This is a genomic window from Achromobacter sp. 1011791174 (assembly GCF_059760925.1).
The window spans coordinates 1-20,914 of sequence record NZ_JCBANH010000085.1; the positions used below are offsets into that span (position 1 = coordinate 1).

Annotated in this window: 20 protein-coding genes; 12 read left to right on the top strand and 8 right to left on the bottom strand. The window is 67.5% G+C overall.

Annotation, left to right across the window (positions count from 1 at the left end):
- The first annotated feature begins 314 nt into the window (after positions 1 to 314).
- The 4 genes from AC6LJ5_RS23460 to AC6LJ5_RS23475 all read left to right on the top strand — a co-directional run bounded on the left by AC6LJ5_RS23460 (position 315) and on the right by AC6LJ5_RS23475 (position 5,356).
- On the top strand, positions 315 to 1,478 hold the full coding sequence (locus tag AC6LJ5_RS23460; protein WP_103271524.1) for an ABC transporter substrate-binding protein: 1,164 nt from the start codon (positions 315 to 317) through the stop codon (positions 1,476 to 1,478).
- Positions 1,479 to 1,813: 335 nt separating this feature from the next.
- On the top strand, positions 1,814 to 2,686 hold the full coding sequence (locus AC6LJ5_RS23465) for a branched-chain amino acid ABC transporter permease (protein ID WP_103271525.1): 873 nt from the start codon (positions 1,814 to 1,816) through the stop codon (positions 2,684 to 2,686).
- Between the two features lie 5 nt (positions 2,687 to 2,691).
- The gene (locus AC6LJ5_RS23470) at positions 2,692 to 4,614 is read left to right on the top strand and encodes a branched-chain amino acid ABC transporter ATP-binding protein/permease (protein ID WP_103271526.1); all 1,923 of its coding nucleotides are present in this window, start codon (positions 2,692 to 2,694) and stop codon (positions 4,612 to 4,614) included.
- A gap of 19 nt (positions 4,615 to 4,633) precedes the next feature.
- The gene (locus AC6LJ5_RS23475) at positions 4,634 to 5,356 is read left to right on the top strand and encodes an ABC transporter ATP-binding protein (RefSeq protein ID WP_392411369.1); all 723 of its coding nucleotides are present in this window, start codon (positions 4,634 to 4,636) and stop codon (positions 5,354 to 5,356) included.
- 208 nt (positions 5,357 to 5,564) lie between these two features.
- On the opposite strand, the gene AC6LJ5_RS23480 is transcribed toward AC6LJ5_RS23475, so the two are convergent.
- The 3 genes from AC6LJ5_RS23480 to AC6LJ5_RS23490 all read right to left on the bottom strand — a co-directional run bounded on the left by AC6LJ5_RS23480 (position 5,565) and on the right by AC6LJ5_RS23490 (position 7,511).
- Complete coding sequence (locus AC6LJ5_RS23480; RefSeq protein ID WP_498141760.1) at positions 5,565 to 5,990, bottom strand: organic hydroperoxide resistance protein; 426 nt, start codon at positions 5,988 to 5,990, stop codon at positions 5,565 to 5,567.
- 195 nt (positions 5,991 to 6,185) lie between these two features.
- Positions 6,186 to 6,662, bottom strand: a complete 477-nt coding sequence (locus tag AC6LJ5_RS23485) for a MarR family winged helix-turn-helix transcriptional regulator (RefSeq protein ID WP_498141761.1) — start codon at positions 6,660 to 6,662, stop codon at positions 6,186 to 6,188.
- A gap of 141 nt (positions 6,663 to 6,803) precedes the next feature.
- Complete coding sequence (locus AC6LJ5_RS23490) at positions 6,804 to 7,511, bottom strand: Crp/Fnr family transcriptional regulator (protein ID WP_498141762.1); 708 nt, start codon at positions 7,509 to 7,511, stop codon at positions 6,804 to 6,806.
- A gap of 164 nt (positions 7,512 to 7,675) precedes the next feature.
- Between AC6LJ5_RS23490 and AC6LJ5_RS23495 the strand changes: the two genes are divergently transcribed.
- The 7 genes from AC6LJ5_RS23495 (at position 7,676) to AC6LJ5_RS23525 (ending at position 16,476) form a co-directional block, all read left to right on the top strand.
- Positions 7,676 to 9,652 carry an AMP-dependent synthetase/ligase gene (locus tag AC6LJ5_RS23495; protein WP_103271530.1) on the top strand — a complete coding sequence of 659 codons (1,977 nt, stop codon included), beginning with the start codon at positions 7,676 to 7,678 and terminating at the stop codon, positions 9,650 to 9,652.
- Between the two features lie 11 nt (positions 9,653 to 9,663).
- Positions 9,664 to 10,461: an ABC transporter ATP-binding protein gene (locus tag AC6LJ5_RS23500; RefSeq protein ID WP_103271531.1), complete on the top strand. Its 798-nt coding sequence runs from the start codon at positions 9,664 to 9,666 to the stop codon at positions 10,459 to 10,461.
- Between the two features lie 11 nt (positions 10,462 to 10,472).
- Entirely contained in the window at positions 10,473 to 11,402 is a 930-nt protein-coding gene (locus tag AC6LJ5_RS23505) for a branched-chain amino acid ABC transporter permease (protein WP_103271532.1), read from the top strand.
- A gap of 24 nt (positions 11,403 to 11,426) precedes the next feature.
- Positions 11,427 to 12,491 (top strand): branched-chain amino acid ABC transporter permease, encoded by a 1,065-nt coding sequence (locus AC6LJ5_RS23510; protein ID WP_103271533.1) that lies wholly within the window; start codon positions 11,427 to 11,429, stop codon positions 12,489 to 12,491.
- A gap of 164 nt (positions 12,492 to 12,655) precedes the next feature.
- Positions 12,656 to 13,996 carry an ABC transporter substrate-binding protein gene (locus AC6LJ5_RS23515; RefSeq protein WP_103271534.1) on the top strand — a complete coding sequence of 447 codons (1,341 nt, stop codon included), beginning with the start codon at positions 12,656 to 12,658 and terminating at the stop codon, positions 13,994 to 13,996.
- Positions 13,997 to 14,275: 279 nt separating this feature from the next.
- Positions 14,276 to 15,121, top strand: a complete 846-nt coding sequence (locus AC6LJ5_RS23520) for an ABC transporter ATP-binding protein (protein WP_103271535.1) — start codon at positions 14,276 to 14,278, stop codon at positions 15,119 to 15,121.
- A gap of 86 nt (positions 15,122 to 15,207) precedes the next feature.
- Positions 15,208 to 16,476 carry a phenylacetate--CoA ligase family protein gene (locus AC6LJ5_RS23525; protein WP_498141763.1) on the top strand — a complete coding sequence of 423 codons (1,269 nt, stop codon included), beginning with the start codon at positions 15,208 to 15,210 and terminating at the stop codon, positions 16,474 to 16,476.
- A 35-nt stretch (positions 16,477 to 16,511) separates the two neighbouring features.
- Here the strand turns inward: AC6LJ5_RS23525 and AC6LJ5_RS23530 are convergent, their stop codons facing one another.
- From AC6LJ5_RS23530 to AC6LJ5_RS23550, 5 genes are read right to left on the bottom strand one after another with little or no spacing between them, the layout of a single operon-like run.
- Entirely contained in the window at positions 16,512 to 17,327 is an 816-nt protein-coding gene (locus tag AC6LJ5_RS23530) for a sulfite exporter TauE/SafE family protein (protein WP_498141764.1), read from the bottom strand.
- A gap of 14 nt (positions 17,328 to 17,341) precedes the next feature.
- A complete protein-coding gene (locus tag AC6LJ5_RS23535) occupies positions 17,342 to 18,580 on the bottom strand; it encodes an NAD(P)/FAD-dependent oxidoreductase (protein WP_103271538.1) in 1,239 nt (412 codons plus the stop codon).
- Positions 18,581 to 18,611: 31 nt separating this feature from the next.
- Entirely contained in the window at positions 18,612 to 19,034 is a 423-nt protein-coding gene (locus tag AC6LJ5_RS23540; protein WP_498141765.1) for a DUF6691 family protein, read from the bottom strand.
- Between the two features lies 1 nt (position 19,035).
- Complete coding sequence (locus tag AC6LJ5_RS23545; RefSeq protein WP_103271540.1) at positions 19,036 to 19,467, bottom strand: YeeE/YedE family protein; 432 nt, start codon at positions 19,465 to 19,467, stop codon at positions 19,036 to 19,038.
- Entirely contained in the window at positions 19,464 to 19,814 is a 351-nt protein-coding gene (locus AC6LJ5_RS23550) for an ArsR/SmtB family transcription factor (RefSeq protein ID WP_103271541.1), read from the bottom strand. Before AC6LJ5_RS23550 ends, AC6LJ5_RS23545 begins: the two co-directional genes overlap by 4 nt.
- 150 nt (positions 19,815 to 19,964) lie before the next feature.
- Between AC6LJ5_RS23550 and AC6LJ5_RS23555 the strand changes: the two genes are divergently transcribed.
- A complete protein-coding gene (locus AC6LJ5_RS23555) occupies positions 19,965 to 20,828 on the top strand; it encodes an MBL fold metallo-hydrolase (protein ID WP_498141766.1) in 864 nt (287 codons plus the stop codon).
- Positions 20,829 to 20,914 lie beyond the last annotated feature (86 nt).

Sequence of the window (20,914 nt, forward strand, 5' to 3'; positions counted from 1 at the left end):
CCCCAGCCGCCCCCCCAGCCGCTCTCCCTGGCCGCTCTCCCTGGCCGCACGCCCGGCCGCTGATCCCCGCGTCCGCCGGGGCCCGGCCACCCAGGCGTTTTCCCTAGGTCTGCCGGCCGAGTGCCGGGCCGCTACCCAATTCCCGTAAAAACCCTCCCTAGGGATTTCCACGGAAGTGCGCCGCCGAGTCAGATTCGCGTAAGAGATTAAGCAGACAGTCACACCACGCAACACAAGCATGCGCGCCGCACGTTGCATCCAGGCGCCGGCAACAGGTTTTCGACGCAGTTCCACCAATTACAACGGAGACACTCATGGACTTTCGTTTGAAGCTGCTGGCAGGAACCCTTGCATTTGCCCTGTCGGCCGCGTCCCACGCCGCCGATCCCATCAAGATCGGCGTGGCCGGCCCCTACACCGGGGGCTCCTCCTCGATGGGCGTGAGCATGCGCGACGGCGTGCGCCTGGCGATCGAGGAAATCAACAAGAGCGGCGGCGTGCTGGGCCGCCAGCTGGTCGCGGTGGAGCGCGACGACGAGGCCAAGAACGAGCGCGGCGTACAGATCGCCCAGGAGCTGATCAACAAGGAACAGGTCACCGCCACCGTCGGCTACATCAATACCGGCGTGGCCCTGGCATCGCAGCGCTTCTACCAGGACGCCAAGATCCCGGTGTTCAACAACGTGGCCACGGGCAGCGTCATCACGCACCAGTTCAAGGCGCCCGAGTACCCGGACAACTACGTGTTCCGCAACGCGGCCCACGACAGCATCCAGGCGCCGATGATCGTCGAGGAAGCCATCACCCGCCGCGGCTTCAAGAAAGTGGCGATCCTGGCCGACTCCACCAACTATGGCCAGCTCGGCCGCGAGGACCTGGAAAAGGCCCTGGCCGCCAAGGGCATCAAGCCGGTGGCCGTGGAGAAGTTCAACATCAAGGACGTGGACATGACGGCCCAGCTGCTCAAGTCCAAGGAAGCCGGCGCCGAGGCGGTGCTGACCTACGGCATCGGCCCCGAGCTGGCGCAGATCGCCAACGGCATGGCCAAGCTGGGCTGGAAGGTGCCCATCATCGGCAGCTGGACGCTATCCATGGCCAACTACATCGACAACTCCGGCGCCAACGGCGAAGGCGCGCGCATGCCGCAGACCTTCATCCAGGACCCGGACACGCCCAAGCGCAAGGCTTTCATCGACGCCTATCTGGCCAAGTTCAAGCCCAAGAACAACCGCATCGACTCGCCGGTGTCGGCGGCTCAGGGCTATGACTCGATCTTCCTGCTGGCCGCGGCCATCAAGCAGGCCAACTCCACCGACGGCCCGAAGATCCGCGAAGCGCTGGAAAACCTGCAAACGCCGGTCGAAGGCGTGGTGATGACCTACAACAAGCCGTTCAGCCACGACAACCACGACGCGATCACGGCCAAGGAAGTGGTGATCGGCGAGGTCAAGGGCGGGCGCGTGGTCAAGGCTAATTAGGCCCACCCGAGAAGCGCTACGCGCTTCTTCCCTCAAGGGCGCCGCTGCGGCCCGGCAAAGCCGGCTCCGCGCGGCCCCGATCGGGGAGCGGCTTTGCCATGTTGCGGCTCCGTCCGTCGTAGGCAACGTCGCGAAGCGGCACAGCGTATTCCGGGTCGTCTTGCTTGAAGCAGCCTTGCGGTGCCATGGCCCTGCTCCTTGAGGGAGCTTCGCCACGGCGCGGCCGGCTGATGCCGTTGGATGTGATGCAGGTGGCGCGCAGCGCCTTGGACAACAGAGAACCGCGTTCCGGCCAAGGGATCTGGCACGGCACGCCGGCGCCACGAAGACACACCATGATTCTTCTACAGCTTATCTATAGCGGTATCGCGCTGGGCATGATCTATGCCGTCATCGCGTTCGGATACCAGCTCACCTTCGCCACGTCGGGCACGCTCAATTTCGGTCAGGGCGAAGCCCTGATGCTGGGCGCGCTGGTCGGCCTCACGCTGGTGGGCCTGGGCGTGAATTACTGGGTCATGATCCCCATCGTCTGCATCTTCGGCTTCGCGCAGGGCGCGCTGGTCGAGCGGGTCGGCGTGCGGCCGGCCATCAAGACGCGGTCGGAATTCGGCTGGATCATGGCCACGATCGCGCTGGGCATCATCTTCAAGAACGTGGCCGAGAACGTCTGGGGCCGCGACGACCTGCGCTTTCCCTCGCCGCTGCCCGAGGCGCCGATCCAGGTGCTGGGCGCCAACGTGCTGCCCATGGAGCTGCTGGTGGTGTTCGGCGCGCTGGCCATGATGCTGCTGGTGGAAGTGTTCAACCGCAAATCCATCTACGGCAAGGCCTTCGTCGCCACGTCCAATGACCGCGACGCCGCCGGCCTGATGGGCATCAACACCGGCATGGTGATCACGTTTTCCTACGCGCTGTCGTCGCTGACGGCGGCCTTCGCCGGCGTGCTGGTGGCGCCGCTGACGCTGACCGGCGCGACCATGGGCGCGGTGCTGGGCCTGAAGGCCTTCGCGGTCGCCATCATCGGCGGGCTGTCCAGCGGCATGGGCGTGGTGGTGGGCGGCCTGATCCTGGGCATCGCCGAGACCACCACCGGCTTCTATCTTTCGACGGGATACAAGGACGTGCCTGGACTGGTGCTGCTGTTGCTCGTGCTGACCTTCAAACCCGCCGGCCTGTTCGGCAAGACCGCGATCAAGAAGGTGTGACGACGATGAAACCCCTGCATCTGCTGCTGTCCGTCGTCGCCGTCGCCTGCCTGGCCGCCGTGCCGCTGGGCGTGACCAACACCTATTACCTGCACCTGATCGAAACCATCATGATCTACGCGATCCTGCTGTTCGGGCTCGATATCGTGGTGGGCTACACCGGCCAGGTCTCACTGGGCCATGCCGGCCTGTTCGGCATCGGCTCCTACGTGGCCGGCGTGCTGTTCTTCCATCTGCAGCTGCCCATCTGGCTGACGCTGCCGGCCGCCATCCTGATCGCGGCGGCCTTCGGCGCGGTGCTGGCGTTGCCGGCGCTGCGCGTCACCGGCCCGTACCTGGCGATGGTGACGCTGGCCTTCGGCACCATCATCCAGATCCTCATCAACGAAATGACCTTCCTGACCGAAGGACCGCTGGGCATCAAGATCCCCAAGCCGTCCATCGGCGGCCACGTGCTGAACAAGAGCGAGTACTTCTGGCTGGTCGCCGCGCTGCTGGTGCTGTCGCTGATCGTGGTGCACCGCATCCTCAAGTCGCACCTGGGACGCTCGTTCGAGGCGCTGCGCGACAGCCCGATCGCGTCGGACTGCATGGGCGTGTCGGTCTACCGGCACAAGGTTTTCGCCTTCGTCATCAGCGCCGGCTTCGCCGGCCTGGCCGGGGCGCTGTACTCGTACTCCGAGCAGTACATCTCGCCCAACACCTACAACTTCGAACTCACCATCCTGTTCCTGCTGGCCATCATCATGGGCGGGCGCAAGAGCCGCACCGGCGCGCTGCTGGGCGCGGCCATCATCGTGCTGCTGCCCAAGATGCTGGACGACATCGCCACCTTCCGGCTGATCGCGCTGGGCGTGGCCGTCGTGGTGACGGTCGGCGGCGCCATGGCCGTCGCGCGCGGCCGCACCGAGGCGCGCAAGCTGGCCGTGCCGGTCATCGGCACCATCGCGCTAGCAGTGTTCTCGTACTGGCTGGACGCGGTCACCGACTGGCGCCTGACCATCTTCGGCGCCATGATCCTGTTCGTGGTCTATTACCTGCCCGACGGCATCGTCGGCTTCGTGCGCAACCTGTTCTTCTCCGGCCGCCGCGCGGCGCTGTCCGTCAAGAAGGACCTAGTCAAGCAACAGGACGCCGTGCCCGACGCCGCGCGCGGCAACGGCGAGACCCTGCTCGCGGCCAAGGGCGTACTGATGCAATTCGGCGGCCTGAAGGCGCTGAACCAGGTGGACCTGACCGTCAAGCGCGGCACCATCCACGGCCTGATCGGCCCCAACGGCTCGGGCAAGAGCACCATGATGAACGTGCTGACCGGCATCTACGTGCCGACGGCCGGCTCGGTGGACTTCTCCGGCAAGTCGCTGGTGGGCCTGGCGCCGGCCGACATCGCCGCCTCCGGCGTGGCCCGCACCTTCCAGAACGTGCAGCTGTTCGGCGAGATGACGGCGCTGGAAAACGTGCTGGTGGGCCTGCACCATACCTTCAACACCGGGCTGGCCGGCATCGCGCTGCGCACGCCCGGCTGGAAGCGCGAGGAACAGCGCGCGCGGGCCCGCGCCCAGGCGCTGCTGGGGTTCGTCGGCCTGGAGGACCTGGCCAGCGAAGAAGCGCGCAACCTGCCCTACGGCAAGCAGCGCCTGCTGGAAATCGCCCGAGCCCTGGCGCTGGACCCGCAGCTGCTGCTGCTGGACGAGCCGGCCGCCGGCCTGACCGCGCCCGACATCGTCGAGCTGCTGGCCATCATCCGCAAGGTCCGCGACCACGGCGTCACGCTGATCCTGATCGAGCACCACATGGACGTGGTCATGGGCGTGTGCGACACCGTGTCCGTGCTGGACTTCGGCCAGAAGATCGCCGAGGGCCTGCCCAATGAAGTGCAGAGCAACGCCAAGGTCATCGAGGCGTATCTGGGCGGCGCGACCGCTTGACGCCAAGGGGACACACGAGATGCTATCGATCAAGAATCTGGAAGCGGGCTACGGCAAGGTCAAGGTGCTGCACGGCATCAGCATGGAAGTGCCCAAGGCCAAGGTGGTCACGCTGATCGGCTCCAACGGCGCCGGCAAGACCACCACCATGCGCGCCCTGTCCGGCATGATCCGCCCCACCGCGGGCGAGGTCACGCTGGGCGGCAAGCGCATCGACGGGCTGGAATCGCACCGCATCGCGCGGCTGGGGCTGGCGCACTCGCCGGAAGGCCGGCGCGTGTTCCCGACGCTGTCGGTCACCGACAACCTGCTGCTGGGCGCCTTTCCGCGCCTGACCGGCAGCCGCCCCAAGGGCGACGTGCAGGCCGACCTGGGCCGCGCCATGGACCTGTTCCCGCGCCTGAAGGAACGGCGCGAGCAGCTGGCGGGCACGCTGTCCGGCGGCGAACAGCAGATGCTGGCCATGGCCCGCGCCGTCATGCTGAACCCGGAGCTGGTGCTGCTGGACGAGCCGTCCATGGGCCTGGCGCCCATCCTGGTGGAGGAAGTGTTCCGCATCATCGCGCGCCTGAAGGACGAGGGCGTGACCATGCTGCTGGTGGAACAGTTCGCCGCCGCCGCGCTCAACGTGGCCGATTACGGGTATGTGCTGGAGAACGGGCGCATCTCGGTGCACGGCTCGGCGGACAAGCTCAAGCACGATCCGGCCGTGGTTGCGGCCTATCTCGGCGGAGGGCATTGACCCCCCCGAAGCGCCTGCGGCGCTTCCCCCCAGGCGGGCGCCACTGCGGACCGGCAAAGCCGGCTCCGCGTGGCCTCGCTTGGGACGGGCTTGCCGGATTGGGGCGTGTCTGCTTTATTGAAGCGCATCTATTTGCGCTGACGGGCATGCTACGCGTGCAAAGGGCGGATCCCTTGCGGGATCCGCCCTCTTTTCGTGGTTGCGGCGCTTAGACGATCGTGAGCGTCACGTCGATGTTGCCGCGCGTGGCGTTCGAGTACGGGCAGACGATGTGGGCGGCGGCCACCAGCTTTTCGGCCTGGGCGCGGTCCATGCCCGGCAGCGAGATCTTCAGCTCGACTTCGATGCCGAAGCCGGTCGGGATGGCGCCGATGCCCACGACGCCGTTGACCGACACGTCCGACGGAATGGCGATCTTGTCGCGGCCGCCGACGAACTTCATCGCGCCCAGGAAGCAGGCCGAGTAGCCCACGGCGAAAAGCTGCTCGGGGTTGGTGCCGACGTTGCCGGCGCCGCCCAGCTCGCGCGGGGTGGTCAGCTTGACGTCGAGCGCGCCGTCGTCGCTGACGCCACGGCCTTCGCGGCCTCCGGTGGCGGTGGCGCTGGCACGGTAGAGGACTTTTTCGATGGACATGATGGATTCCCTGTTCAAGTGGAAAACGAAGCCGCCGGGGAAGGATTCCACATCGGCGGAGCACTGCCTGGACCGCAAGGCGCCGGCCCGTTCTGGCGGCCTGGCGCGATCAAATCAGTAGCAAACGACTATATCGTGCACTACTTATAAAACGAAATCGAACACCTGTTGTACCTCCCTTTCACTGCAACGTCATCACAGGCTGGCGACCAGCTTCTCGCGCAGGCCGTGCAGCGCCCGCATCGTGTCCTGCGCCTCGTCCAGCGAGCATTGCGCGGCGGCGGCGATGGCATGCGGCACGGCCTCGGCGCGCTCGCGCAGCTCGCGGCCCTGGCGCGTCAGCGCCACGATCACCTGGCGCTCGTCGGCCTGGGCGCGGTTGCGGCTCACCAGCCCTGCCGCTTCCAGCCGCTTGAGCAGCGGCGTCAGCGTGGCGGAATCCAGGAACAGGCGTTCGCCGATGTCCGTGACCGTGATCCCGTCGCCTTCCCACAGCACCAGCATGACCAGGTACTGGGGATAGGTCAGGTTCAGCCCGCCGAGCAGCTTGCGGTAGACCTTGTTCATCGCCAGCGAGGTCGAATACAGCGCGAAGCACAGCTGGCTGTCGAGCAGCAGCGGATTGAACGCGCCTTTGGCCGGCTTGGCGAGGGACTTGGATCGGGATTTCATGGCGCAATATTAAATAGCGCGCTATTTAATGTCAATACCCGTCCACGTCATTTTCCTTTTCATGGCCTGGCGTATCGCGGCGCGGGCCGCGTCCGTTCCAACCCCGAAGCCACTTCAGCCGGCCACCGCCAGGCCAACGCATCAGGCCGCCGTCTCGCCCTCGACCGCCTCGCGGTCCGAACCGTACTGCTTCAAGCCGTCCAGATTCAGCACCCGCACCGCACCATATTCCACGGTGAGCAGCCCCGCCTCTTCCAGCTTGCGCAGGGCCTGGTTGGCGCGCTGGCGCGACACGCGCGCCAGGTAGCCGACTTCTTCCTGGGTGATGGCCAGCCGCATGCCCATGCCCGGGTACAGCAGCGGGTTGAACAGCTCGGCCAGGCAACGCGCCACGCGCGCGTCCGGATCCAGCAAGCGGTCGTACTCGGCCTTGCCGATGAACTGCGCCACGCGCTCGTTCAATTGATGCAGCAGATAACGGTTGAACGGGATGCTGGTGTCCAGCAGCCAGTCGAACGTGGCCGCCGGCAGCCGCGCCACCACCGAATCGCGCAGCGCGACGATGTCATATTTGCGGACTTCACGCTTGAGCAGCGAGCCCTCGCCGATCCAGCCGCCGGCCGGCACGCCGGTCAGCGAGGCGACCTTGCCCTCGGCATTGCCCACCGACACTTTCACCAGGCCGCCCAGCACGCCGATCCAGGCCTGGGCGAGTTCGCCCTTGCGCTCTATGATCGATCCGGCGCTCGCCTGCTGCACGGTAAGGTCCCGCTCGACCCGCGACTTCTGCTCGTCGTCGAGCACGCGAAACCAGGCCGCGGCGAGTTGCAGGGAGTCGGATAGCTGCATCGGGAATACCCTAAAAGTTCCTTGAATGTCGCGATGGTGACAGTTGGCGGCAACCCAACCTTATACCTTAACTCCTGCCGTAAATCTAAAACCAACTGGTCAAGCGCTCTGCCCCGGTCGCCTACTCGGCATCCGGCCCTTGCGCCCAAACCGGAGGAGACAACGTGGCACATTCTTCGCCCGCATCCGCATCGATGCCGGCCGCGTCGGACACTTTCCCGGCGCTGCTGCTCGCGCATGCACAGCAACGCGGGACGCGGCCCGCGATACGGGAAAAAGACCTCGGCATCTGGCAGACGCTGACCTGGTCGCAGGTCGCCGAGCACGTGCGCCAGGTCGCGCACGGCCTGGCCGCTTCCGGCATCCGGCCCGGCATGCACGTGGCCGTCATCGGCGAGAACCGCCCGCGTCTCTACATGGCCATGATGGCCGCGCAATCGCTGGGCGCGATTCCGGTGCCGCTGTACCAGGACGCCGTCGCGCAGGAAATGGTCTATGTGCTGCAGGACGCCGAAGTCAGCGTCGCCGTGGTCGAGGATCAGGAACAGGTCGACAAGATGCTGGAGGTGCGCGAACAGTGCCCGGCATTGCAGCGCGTGGTGTACGACGATCCGCGCGGCCTGCGCCACTACGCCGACCCCATGCTGATGTCCTACGAGCAGCTGGAAGCGCTGGGCCAGGAATACGCCGCGCAGCACCCCGACTTCTTCGCCCGCGCCGTCGCGGCCGTCAAGCCGCATGATCCGGCGGCCATGTTCTACACGTCCGGCACCACCGGCAAGCCCAAGGGCGTGGTGCTCACGCACCACGCCCTGATCGACCGCGCCCGCGCCGTGTCCGACATGGAGCAGCTGACCGACCGCGAAGACGTGCTGGCCTACCTGCCGCCGGCCTGGATCGGCCAGAACATGTTCTCGTACACGCAGCTGCTGGTCACGGGCTTCACGGTCAACCACCCCGAGTCGCCCGACACCGTCTCCATCGACATGCGCGACATCGGCCCCACCTATTACTTCGCGCCGCCGCGCGTGCTGGAAGGGCTGCTGACGCATGTGATGATCCGCATGGAAGACGCCGGCGTCGTCAAGCGCAAGCTGTTCCATGCCTGCATGAAGCTGGCGCGCCGCGTCGGCACCCGGATTCTGGACGGCGAATCCGTCGGCCTGTGGGACCGGCTGCGCTACGCGCTGGGCAACGCGCTGATCTACGGCCCGCTGCGCAACGCGCTGGGCATGAGCCGCGTGCGCGTGGCCTACACGGCGGGAGAGGCCATCGGCCCGGACCTGTTCGTGTTCTACCGCTCCATCGGCATCAACCTGAAGCAGCTGTACGGTTCCACCGAGACCTCCGTGTTCGTCTGCGTGCAGCCCGACGGCCAGGTGCGCGACGACACCGTCGGCCCGCCCGTGGCCGGCGTGGAGATCCGCGTGGCCGACAACGGCGAGATCCTGGTCAAGAGCCCCGGCCTGTTCAAGGAGTACTACCGCAACAGCGCCGCCACCGAGGAAGCGCACAGCAGCGACGGCTGGTTCCGCACCGGCGACGCCGGCTACCTGGACACCGACGGCCAGCTCAAGATCATCGACCGCGCCAAGGACGTGGGCAAGCTCGCCGACGGCAGCCTGTTCGCGCCCAAGTACATCGAGAACAAGCTCAAGTTCTTCCCGCACATCAAGGAAGCGGTGGCCTTCGGCGCCGGCCGCGAGGACGTCTGCGCCTTCATCAACATCGACCTGGAAGCCGTGGGCAACTGGGCCGAGCGTCGCGGCATGCCTTACGCCGGCTACACCGACCTGGCCAGCAAGGACGAGGTCTACCAATTGATCGCCGACTGCGTCGAGCAGGTCAACGCCGACCTGGCCAGCGATCCCAAGCTGTGCGCCTCGCAGGTCAGCCGCTTCCTGATCCTGCACAAGGAGCTGGACCCGGACGACGACGAGCTGACCCGCACCCGCAAGGTGCGCCGCGCCTTCATCGCGCAGAAGTACGGCGTGCTGATCGACGCGCTGTTCGACGGCAAGCCGTCGCAGTTCATCGAGACCGAAGTGAAATTCGAGGACGGGCGCGTCGGCAGGATCTCGGCCGACCTGAAGATCCGTCCGGTCAAGAAATTCCCCCCCGTCACCGCCCGAGCCGCCTGAAGGTCAGACACATGAGCGACATCGACCGCGACCAGCGCATCGGCGACGTGATGCTGGACATGCAGAACATTTCCCTGTCCTTCGGCGGCGTGAAAGCGCTGACGGACATCTCCTTCAATGTGCGCGAGCACGAGATCCGCGCCATCATCGGCCCCAACGGCGCCGGCAAAAGCTCGATGCTCAACGTCATCAACGGCGTCTACACGCCGCAGCAGGGCGGCATCTCGTTCCGGGGCGAGCGCTTCTCGCGCATGAACCCGCGCCGCGCCGCCGAGATGGGCATCGCCCGCACCTTCCAGAACCTGGCGCTGTTCAAGGGCATGAGCGTGCTGGACAACATCATGACCGGCCGCAACCTGCGCATGAAGTGCGGGCTGCTGTCCCAGGCCTTCCGCCTGGGCCGGGCCGAGCGCGAAGAGATCCAGCACCGCGAGTTCGTCGAGAACATCATCGACTTCCTGGAGATCCAGGCCTTTCGCAAGACGCCGGTGGGCCGCCTGCCCTACGGCCTGCAAAAGCGCGTGGACCTGGGCCGGGCGCTGGCGATGGAACCGCGCCTGCTGCTGCTGGACGAACCGATGGCCGGCATGAACATCGAGGAAAAGCAGGACATGAGCCGCTTCATCCTCGACGTCAACGACGAGTTCGGCACCACCATCGTGCTGATCGAGCACGACATGGGCGTGGTCATGGACATCTCCGACCGCGTCGTGGTGCTGGACTACGGCAAGAAGATCGGCGACGGCAAGCCCGACGAGGTGCGCGCCAACGAAGATGTGATTCGCGCCTACCTCGGCGTCTCCCATTAAGGCGGACAGACATGGGATTTTTTCTAGAGACCTTATTCGGCGGCCTGATGAGCGGCATGCTGTACGCGCTGATCGGCCTGGGCTTCGTGCTGATCTTCAAGGCGTCCGGCGTCTTCAACTTCGCGCAGGGCGCGATGGTGCTGGTGGCCGCGCTATCCATGGCCCGCTTCTCGGAGTGGTTCCCGCGCTGGCTGGGCTTTGACAACATGATCCTGGCCAACGTGCTGGCCTTCATCGCCAGTGCGGCGGTCATGTTCCTGCTGGCCGTCGCCATCGAGCGCTTCGTGCTGCGCCACCTGGTCAACCAGGAAGCCACCACGCTGCTGATGGCCACGCTGGGCATCAGCTACTTCCTGGACGGCCTGGGCCAGATCACCTTCGGCAGCTCGGTGTACTCGATCAACGTGGGCATGCCCAAGGATCCGCTGATGATCCTGGACTCGATGTTCGAGGGCGGCCTGCTGATCAACCTTGAGGATCTGACGGCGGCGGTCATCGCCGCGCTGCTGGTGGCCGCGCTGGCGCTGTTCTTCCAGTTCACCTCCACCGGCCGCGCGCTGCGCGCGGTGGCCGACGACCACCAGGCCGCGCAGTCCATCGGCATCCCGCTGAACCGCATCTGGGTCATCGTGTGGAGCGTGGCCGGCCTGGTGGCGCTGGTGGCCGGCATCATCTGGGGCTCGAAGTTCGGCGTGCAGTTCACGCTGTCCACGGCCGCGCTGCGGGCGCTGCCGGTGGTGATCCTGGGCGGCCTGACGTCCGTGCCGGGCGCCATCCTGGGCGGCCTGATCATCGGCGTGGGCGAGAAGCTGTCCGAGGTCTACCTGGGGTCGCTGGTGGGCGGCGGCATCGAGATCTGGTTCGCCTATGTGCTGGCGCTGGTGTTCCTGCTGTTCCGTCCGCAAGGGCTGTTCGGCGAGAAGATCATCGACCGCGTTTAGCCGACTGGCAGAGGATAAGAAACCATGTTCTACCGCGAAAACGGCCAATTCAAGACCAGCTATCGCGCCGACCAGCAGATCTTCCCGATCCGCCAGGACCGCATCTTCATCTGGCTGCTGCTGGCGGTCGCCTTCATCGCCGTCCCGGCGCTGGCCAGCGACTACCTGCTGCGCGCCATCCTCATTCCCTTCCTGATCCTGTCGCTGGCCGCCGTGGGCCTGAACATCCTGGTGGGCTACTGCGGCCAGATCTCGCTGGGCACCGGCGCCTTCATGGCGGTGGGCGCCTACGCGGCCTGGAACTTCGGCGTGCGCTTTCCCGGCATGCCGCTGATCGTGCAGATCCTGCTGGGCGGCTGCTTCGCCACCATCGTGGGCGTGATCTTCGGCATTCCCAGCCTGCGCATACGCGGCCTGTACCTGGCGGTGGCCACGCTGGCGGCGCAGTTCTTCGTGGACTGGGCCTTCCTGCGCATCCCGTTCTTCACCAACTACTCGTCCTCGGGCAACGTCTCGGTGCCGCAGCTGACCGCCTTCGGCCTGCCGGTGCAGAGCGCCATGGAAAAGTACCTGTTCGTGCTGATCCTGGTGGCGGTGTTCAGCCTGCTGGCCAAGAACCTGGTGCGCGGCGCCATCGGCCGCCAGTGGATGGCGATCCGCGACATGGACGTGGCCGCTTCCGTCATCGGCATCCGGCCGATGTACGCCAAGCTCACCGCCTTCGCCGTCAGCTCCTTCATCGTCGGCGTGGCCGGCGCGCTGTGGGGCTACATCCACCTGGGCTCCTGGGAACCGCTGGCCTTCGACCTGAGCCGCTCGTTCCAGCTGCTGTTCATGGTCATCATCGGCGGCCTGGGCTCGATCATCGGCAGCTTCTTCGGCGCGGCCTTCATCGTGCTGGTGCCGGTGGCGCTGAGCAACATCCCGCACATGCTGGGCCTGCCGCTGTCGGTGGACACCGCCGCCCACGTCGAGCACATGGTGTTCGGGGCGCTGATCGTGTTCTTCCTCATCGCCGAGCCGCACGGGCTGGCGCGGCTGTGGAGCATCGGCAAGGAGAAACTGCGCATCTGGCCCTTCCCCCACTAGGGGCGGGATCCGCTGCGACATCGCAGGTATCGCATTACGTCTGTATTGATCATTGCCCGGCGCGGCGCCATGAGCCCGCGCCGAGGCAGCCTGAATACCCGGCTCCAGACCGGGCCAATCCCGGTGTCCCAGGGTCTACGCCCCAAGCACCACGCAGGAGGTAAATGGAGATGAAGCGTCTTAACCTGAAGTTGGCGGCGGCCGTGATGGCCGCGGCCGGCGCCGTCGGCGCCGTGGCCACCCCCGCGATGGCGGCGGAAGAGCAGTTCGTTCCGCTGCTGGTGTACCGCACGGGTTCCTTCGCGCCCCTGGGCATCCCCTGGGCCGACGGCAAGCTGGACTACCTGAAGCTGGTCAATGAACGCGACGGCGGCGTCAACGGCGTCAAGATCACGTACGAAGAGTGCGAGACCGCCTACGCGACCGACCGTGGCGTCGAATGCTATGAACGCCTGAAGAGCAAGGGCACGGGCGCATCGGGCTTCGACACGCAATCCACCGGCATCACCTTCGCGGTCAGCGACAAGGCCATCGTCGACAAGGTGCCGGTCGAGACCATGGGCTACGGCCTGTCGCAGTCGGTCGACGGCAGCGTGTTCGAGTGGAACTTCCCGCTGCTGGGCACCTACTGGACCGCCGCCGACGTGATGATCCAGGACATCGCCAAGAAAGAAGGCGGCATGGCCAAGCTCAAGGGCAAGAAGATCGCCCTGGTCTACCACGACTCGCCGTATGGCAAGGAACCGATTCCGCTCTTGCAGAAGCGCGCGGCCAAGGAAGGCTTCGAGCTGCTGCTGTATCCGGTGACCGCGCCGGGCGTGGAACAGAAGTCCACCTGGCTGCAGATCCGTCAGGCGCGTCCCGCCTACGTGCTGCTGTGGAGCGCCGGCATCATGACGCCGACCGCCATCCGCGAAGCCCAGGCCAGCGGCTATCCGCGCGACAAGATGTACGCGATCTGGTGGGCCGGCTCGGAAGGCGACGTGAAGGACCTGGGCGAAGTCGCCAAGGGCTACAACGCCATCACCATCCACAACAGCGGCGCCGAACACGACAAGGTCTATGACGATCTGAAGAAGCACGTCTACGACAAGGGCCAGGGCTCCGACAAGTCGGGCAACACCACGCTGGGCACCATCGCCCACACGCGCGGCATGATGATCTCGATGATGCAGGTCGAGGCGATCCGCACCGCGCAGGAAAAGTTCGGCAAGGGCAAGGCGCTCACGCCGGACCAGGTGCGCTGGGGCTTCGAGAACCTGAACCTGACCCAGGAGCGGCTGAACCAGCTGGGCTTCGGCCAGATCATGCGTCCGGTCAAGACCTCGTGCACCAATCACAAGGGTGATGACTGGGCCCGCATCGTGCAGTGGGACGGCGCGAAGTTCAAGGTGGTCTCGGACTGGTACCAGGCCGACAAGACCATCCTGGACCCGATGGTGACGGAAGCCGCGGCGAAGTACGCCAAGGAAAAGAACATCACCCCGAGAAAGTGTGAAGGGTAAATCCCCCCCCGAAGCGCCTACGGCGCCTCCCCCCAAGGGGGCGCCGCGGGCGCGGACCGGCAAAGCCGGATCCGCGGCGGCCCCGATTGTGGAGCACCTGTTGAACGTGCCGGGTTGTCTCCATGGGGGTCCTGCTGTCGGACGGCTTTCCAGTTTCGCAGTGCCCGTGTTGATTCCGGCCGCACGCGGCCGGATGTGTACACAACGACTTTGCAGCTTTCGTATGAACCGGCGGCCCGCCCTACAAGGGGCGGCCGCCACCACGCAGCAGGAACGATCATGACCGCCGCCAATACTGCCAACGCCGCCGCCGCGGACACGCCCAAGGTGCTGCTCGACGTGAACGGCATCGAGGTGATCTACAACCACGTCATCCTGGTGCTCAAGGGCGTGTCCCTGCAGGTGCCGGAAGGCCGCATCGTGGCGCTGTTGGGCGCCAACGGGGCGGGCAAGACCACGACCCTGCGCGCCATTTCCAACCTGCTCAAGGGCGAGCGCGGCGATGTGACCAAGGGTCATATCCAATACCGCGACCAGCGCATCGAGAAGCTGTCGCCCGCCGAGCTGGTCAAGCGCGGCGTGGTGCAGGTGATGGAGGGCCGGCACTGCTTCGCCCACCTGACCATCGAAGAGAACCTGCTCACCGGCGCCTATACGCGCAGCATGAGCCGTGGCGACACCGCCGCCGCGCTGGAGCGGGTGTACCAGTATTTCCCGCGCCTGAAGCAGCGCCGCGCCAGCCAGGCCGGCTACACCTCGGGCGGCGAGCAGCAGATGACCGCCATCGGCCGCGCGCTGATGGCCAATCCCAACATGATCCTGCTGGACGAGCCGTCCATGGGGCTGGCGCCGCAGATCGTGGAAGAGATCTTCGAGATCGTGCGCGACCTGAACCAGCGCGAGCGCGTCAGCTTCCTGCTGGCCGAGCAGAACACCAACATCGCGCTGCGCTACGCCGACTACGGCTACATCCTGGAAAACGGCCGCGTCATGATGGATGGCGCCGCCGCCGACCTGGCGCAGAACGAGGACGTCAAGGAGTTCTACCTGGGCATTTCCAGCGGCGAGCGCAAGAGCTTCCGCGACAACAAGTTCTATCGCCGCCGCAAGCGCTGGCTGGCCTAGCGATACCCCCATAAGGCGGCTGCCGGGCGCGTCCCGGCGCCGCCGGCAACGACACCGCAGTACGGAACACGAGAGGGTGCGATCCCATGTCCGAGTTTTTCGATGTCCTGGAAACACGAGCGCCCGAGCAACGCGAGCGCGAGCTGATGGCCGCCCTGCCCGGCGCAATCGCCCACGCGATGGCGCGCTCGCCGGCCATTGCCGAGCAGCTGCGCGGCGTCGATCCCGCCACGATCGATTCGCGCGCGGCGCTGGCCCGGCTGCCGGTGCTGCGCAAGCACGAGCTGCTGGAACGCCAGCAACACAGCCGCGACGACGCCGCCGCGCCCGCCGGGCCGGCCAAGGCCTTCGGCGGCTTCGCGGCCATCGGCTGGGGCGAGGCGTTGCGCGTGTTCGCCTCGCCCGGCCCGATCTATGAACCGGAAAGCGCGCGCGCCGACTACTGGCGCTTCGCTCGCGCGCTGTACGCGGCGGGTTTCCGCGCCGGCGAGCTGGCCTACAACTGCTTTTCCTATCACTTCACGCCGGCCGGCTCGATGATGGAAACCGCCGCGCACGCCGTGGGCTGCACCGTCTTTCCCGGCGGCACCGGCCAGACCGAGCAGCAGGTGCGCGCCATCGCCGACCTGGCGCCCAGCGGCTATACCGGCACGCCCAGCTTCCTGAAGATCATCCTGGAAAAGGCCGACGAACTCGGCGTGCGGCTGGACTCGCTGCGGCGCGCGCTGGTCTCGGGCGAAGCCTTCCCGCCGTCGCTGCGCGACTGGCTGGCCGCGCGCGGCATCGAGGGCTACCAGGCCTATGGCAGCGCCGACCTGGGCATGATCGCGTTCGAGACGCCGGCGCGCCAGGGGCTGGTGCTGGGCGAGGACATCATCGTCGAGATCGTGCGTCCCGGCACCGGCGAGCCCGTGCCCGACGGCGAGGTCGGCGAAGTGGTGGTGACCACGCTGAACCCGGACTATCCGCTGGTGCGCTTCGGCACGGGGGACCTGTCGGCGGTGCTGCCCGGCGTGTCGCCCTGCGGCCGCACCAACACCCGCATCCGAGGCTGGATGGGCCGCGCCGACCAGACCACCAAGGTGCGCGGCATGTTCGTGCATCCCTCGCAGGTGGCCGATGTGCTGCGCCGCCATCCGGAAATCCTGCGCGCGCGCCTGGTCATCAGCGGCACCACCGGCGCCGACCGCATGGTGCTCAAGACCGAGTCGCGCGTGCGCGGCGAGGACCTGGCCAAGCGCATCGCCGACTCGCTGCGCGACCTGACCAAGCTGCGCGGCGACGTGGAATGGGTGGACGTGGGCGGCCTGCCCAACGACGGCAAGGTCATCGACGACGTGCGGACCTACGAATAGACGCGCGCGGCGGGCGCGGACGTCCCCCGGACGCCTCAGCCCGCCAGCCCGCTCAGCCCCTTGACCAGCATGGCCGCCGCCACCACGGCGGCGAACAGCGCGAAGCTCTGCTGCAACCGTCTCGGCGGAAAACGATCGGCCACCGCGCGCCCGGCCAGCATGCCGGCGACGGCCGCCAGCGTGAAGGGCAGCGCGATGCGCCATTCCAGGTGCCCGCCCGCCGCCGCCGCGATCACGCCGCTGGCCGACACCAGCGCGATCACCGCCAGCGACGTGGCCACGATGGCCTGCATGGGCAGGTCGGTGGCGCGGCGCAGCGCCGGCACGATCACGAAGCCGCCCCCCACGCCCAGCAGGCCCGACAGAAAGCCCGCCGCCACGCCGGTGCCGCCCAGCGCCCGCGCGCAGGGCGCGGTCCAGCGCAAGCGGCCGGTGTCGGCGTTGAGCAGGCAGGGCGGGCAATGCGCCGGCGCTTCGGCGGCGGCGGGCTGGCCGCCGCGCCACATGCGCCAGGCCACCCAGCCCAGCACGCCCGCGAAGATCACGGCCAGCGGCGCGTTCGGCAGCCGTCGCGCGGCCCACAGGCCCAGCGGCGACACCACGATGCCGGTGGCCGCGATGAAACCCGCCGCGCGGTAGCGCACCTTGCCCGCGCGCAGCCCCAGCGCCGCGCCCAGCGCGGCCGCCAGGCCCACCGCCAGCAACGCGATCGGCGCGGCCTGCGCCACTTGCAGATGCAGGCCGAACACCAGCAGCGGCACCGCCATGATGGCGCCGCCCGCGCCGGTCAAACCCAGGATCAGGCCCACGCAGGCGCCCAGCGCCGCGCTGACGGCCAATACCGCTTCCATGCCTGCCCCGCCTGTCAGTTGCCCAGCGGCCGGGCCAGCCACTCGCGGCCCTTGAGCATGCCGTTCCAATAGATCCACGGCAGCAGCGTGGCCTTGAGGAACCACGCGCTCTTGCGCGGCACGGTCGGGTCCAGCGGGAAGGTGGGCAGCAGCTTGCCGCCGTAGCCGAACTCGGCCAGCACGATGCGGCCGCGCTCGACCGTCAGCGGGCAGGAGCCATAGCCGTCGTACTTCACCGGCATGGCATAGCCGTCCAGGCAGGCGATCAGGTTCTCGGCCACCGCCACGATCTGCTTGCGCGCGGCGGCCGCCGTCTTGGCGTTGCTGGCGCTGATGGTGTCGCCCAGGCCGAAGACGTTGGCGTAGCGCGGATGGCGCAGCGTGGCCGGATCCACCTCGCACCAGCCGGCGGCGTCGGCCAGCGGGCTGTTGCGCACGAAGTCATGCGGCAATTGCGGCGGCACCGCGTGCAGCATGTCGAAGTCCTTTTCCACGCGGCTGACCTGGCCCTCGGCGTTCTTCACATCGAACCAGGCCTTGCGCGCCGGGCCATCCACCGCCACCAGCGTGGAGTTGAAGTTCAGCGCGATGCCGTAGCGCTCGACATAGCGCATCAGCGGCGGCACGAAGGTCGGCACGCCGAACAGCGCCGCGCCGGCCAGATCGAACTGGACCTGGGCGCGGCCCAGCACGCCGGTGCGCAGCCAGTGGTCGCAGGCCAGGTACATGGCCTTCTGCGGCGCGCCGGCGCATTTGATCGGCATGGCGGGCTGGGTGAACAGCGCCTGGCCGCCCTGGAAACCGCGCACCAGCTCCCAGGTATAGGGCGCCAGGTCATAGCGATAGTTGGAGCTGACGCCGTGCTTGCCCAGCGTGTCGGACAGGCCCTCGACCTTGTCCCAGGCCAGCCGCAGTCCCGGGCACACGATCAGCTGGCGATAGCTGACGGCGCGGCCATCGGCCAGGCGCACGGTGTCGGACTCGGGCTCGAAGCCGGCCACGGCGGCGCGCAGCCAGGTCGCGCGCGCGGGCATCACCGCCTGCGTCGGACGCACGGTCTTGGCGACATCGAACGCGCCGCCGCCGACCAGCGTCCACGCCGGCTGGTAGTAGTGATTGTCGCTGGGCTCGATCACCGCGATGCGCAGGCCGGGGCGGCGCCGCAGCAGGCTGGCCGTCACGCCGATGCCCGCCGATCCGCCTCCCACCACCACCACGTCGAAATCGCGCTGCGCCGTCTCCGTCTTCTGCATTGTTTGTCTCCTGGGCGGCCGGCTGGCGGCCTTATTGGCGGTGCTTCAGATATTCGAGGGCCGAGAATAACGCCATGCCGGCCACCATGGCCGCCACGAAGATCAGCGCCTGCGGCAGGCCGGCGGCGGCGTTGACCAGCGCCGGCCCGGGACAGAAGCCGGCCAGCCCCCAGCCCGCGCCGAACACCAGGCTGCCGACGGCCAGCCGAACATCCACGCGCGCGGGCGGCGGCCAGTGCAGCGGCCCGCCGTCCAGCGCGCGGCCGCGCCGCCGCAGCCAGGCATAGCCCAGGCTCGCCGCCAGCACCGCGCCGGCCATCACGAAGGCCAGCGACGGATCCCAGGCACCGGCCAGGTCCAGAAAACCCAGCACCTTGGCCGGGTCGGCCATGCCGGACACGATCAGCCCCAGGCCGAACAGCAATCCCGCGAGCAGGGCGCTGGCGATTTTCATGTCAGGCCCCCAGCACGTGGCGCATCACGTAGACGACGGCGAAGCCCGCCCCCATGAACAGCGCGGTGGCCGCCAGCGAGCGACGCGAACCGCGCGACAGCCCGCAGACGCCGTGGCCGCTGGTGCAGCCCGAGGCATAGCGCGTGCCCAGCCCGACCAGCAGGCCGGCGACGACCAGGCGCAGCGGCCCGGCCTCGATCGTGGCGGGCGGCAAGGCCGCGTACAGTTGATAGAACCAGGGGGACGCGCACAGGCCCAGCAGGAACGCGAGCCGCCAACCGCCGCCCGGCGCGGGCGGCAGCAAATTGCCGACGATGCCGCTGATGCCGGCGATGCGCCCGGCCCCCAGCATCAGCAGCACGGCGGCCGCGCCGATCAGCAGGCCGCCGGCGGCAGCCGGTCCCGGCGTGAAGACGCTCCAGTCCAGAGTCATGATTGCGATTCCTGGTGCAAGGCGTCCATGGCCTTGCCGCAGTACAGGCTGGACAAGGTTTTCATCACCTGGCTGACCTCGAAGCTGGCCATCTGGTAGTAGACGTATTTGCCGTCTCGGCGCGTCGCCACCAGACCCTCGTCACGCAGCACGCCCAGCTGTTGCGACAGGGTGGGCTGGCGGATGCCGGTCAGCGCCTCCAGTTCGCCCACGTTGCGTTCATGGCCGACCAGCTGGCACAGCAGCAGCAGGCGGTCTTCGTTGGCCAGCGCCTTGAGCAGCGCGCAGGCCTGGGAGGCGGATTCGCGCAGCACGGCGACTTCGCATTGGGTCAGGGAAGCATTCATTTGACGAGGGTCAATCGGTAGCGCAGAGTTTGATCATTATATTGACTAATAAACTATCAAACAATATTATTGAAAAATATAAATTGAAGCGCCGCCCCGGCGCTTCGTTCCCATCCCGGTCCGCCCGCGCGGCCCGTCAGAGCGTCCGCCATGCCCGCCATCACCCAGGCCTTCTTCGATCCGGTCACCGCCACCGTCACCTATGTGGTCCATGAAGACACGCCGGGCGGCGCCTGCGCCATCATCGATTCGGTGCTGGACTACGACCCCAAGTCCGGCCGCACCAGCACCGCCGGCGCCGACCGCGTGATCGAGTACGTGCGCCAGCATGGCCTGCGGACCGACTGGCTGCTGGAGACCCACGCCCACGCCGACCATCTCTCGGCCGCCCCCTACCTGCAGAAGCAGCTGGGCGGCGTCATCGCCATCGGCGGCGCCATCCGCGCCGTGCAGGGCGTGTTCAAGCGCATCTTCAACCTGGAGCCGGGCTTCGCGCTGGACGGCTCGCAGTTCGGCCGCCTGTTCGCCGACGGCGAGACCTTCCGCATTGGCGCGCTGGAGGCCACCGCCATCCACGTGCCCGGCCACACGCCGGCCGACATGGCCTACCTGGTGGGCGACGCCGCCTTCGTCGGCGACACGCTGTTCATGCCGGACGTGGGCACGGCGCGCTGCGACTTCCCCGGCGGCGACGCGCGCCAGCTGTACCGCTCCATCCGGCGGCTGCTGGACCTGCCCGCCGCCACGCGCCTGTACATGTGCCACGACTATCCGCCGGCGGGACGCGAGGCGCGCTGGCAGACCACGGTGGCCGAGCAGCGCCAGGCCAACATCCACGTGCGCGACGGCATCAGCGAAGACGAATTCGTCGCCATGCGCACCCGGCGCGACGCCACGCTGGGCATGCCCACGCTGATCCTGCCGGCCATCCAGGTCAACATCCGCGCCGGCCATTTCCCGCCGGCCGAAGACAACGGCGTGCGCTACCTGAAGATCCCGGTCGACTCGCTCTGAGACCGGCGCCCACGGCAGGCGCGCGGCCCGGATCCGGCGGCGCGCGCACTTGCGCGCGGCGGGGATATCCCGCAAGATCGCCCGAT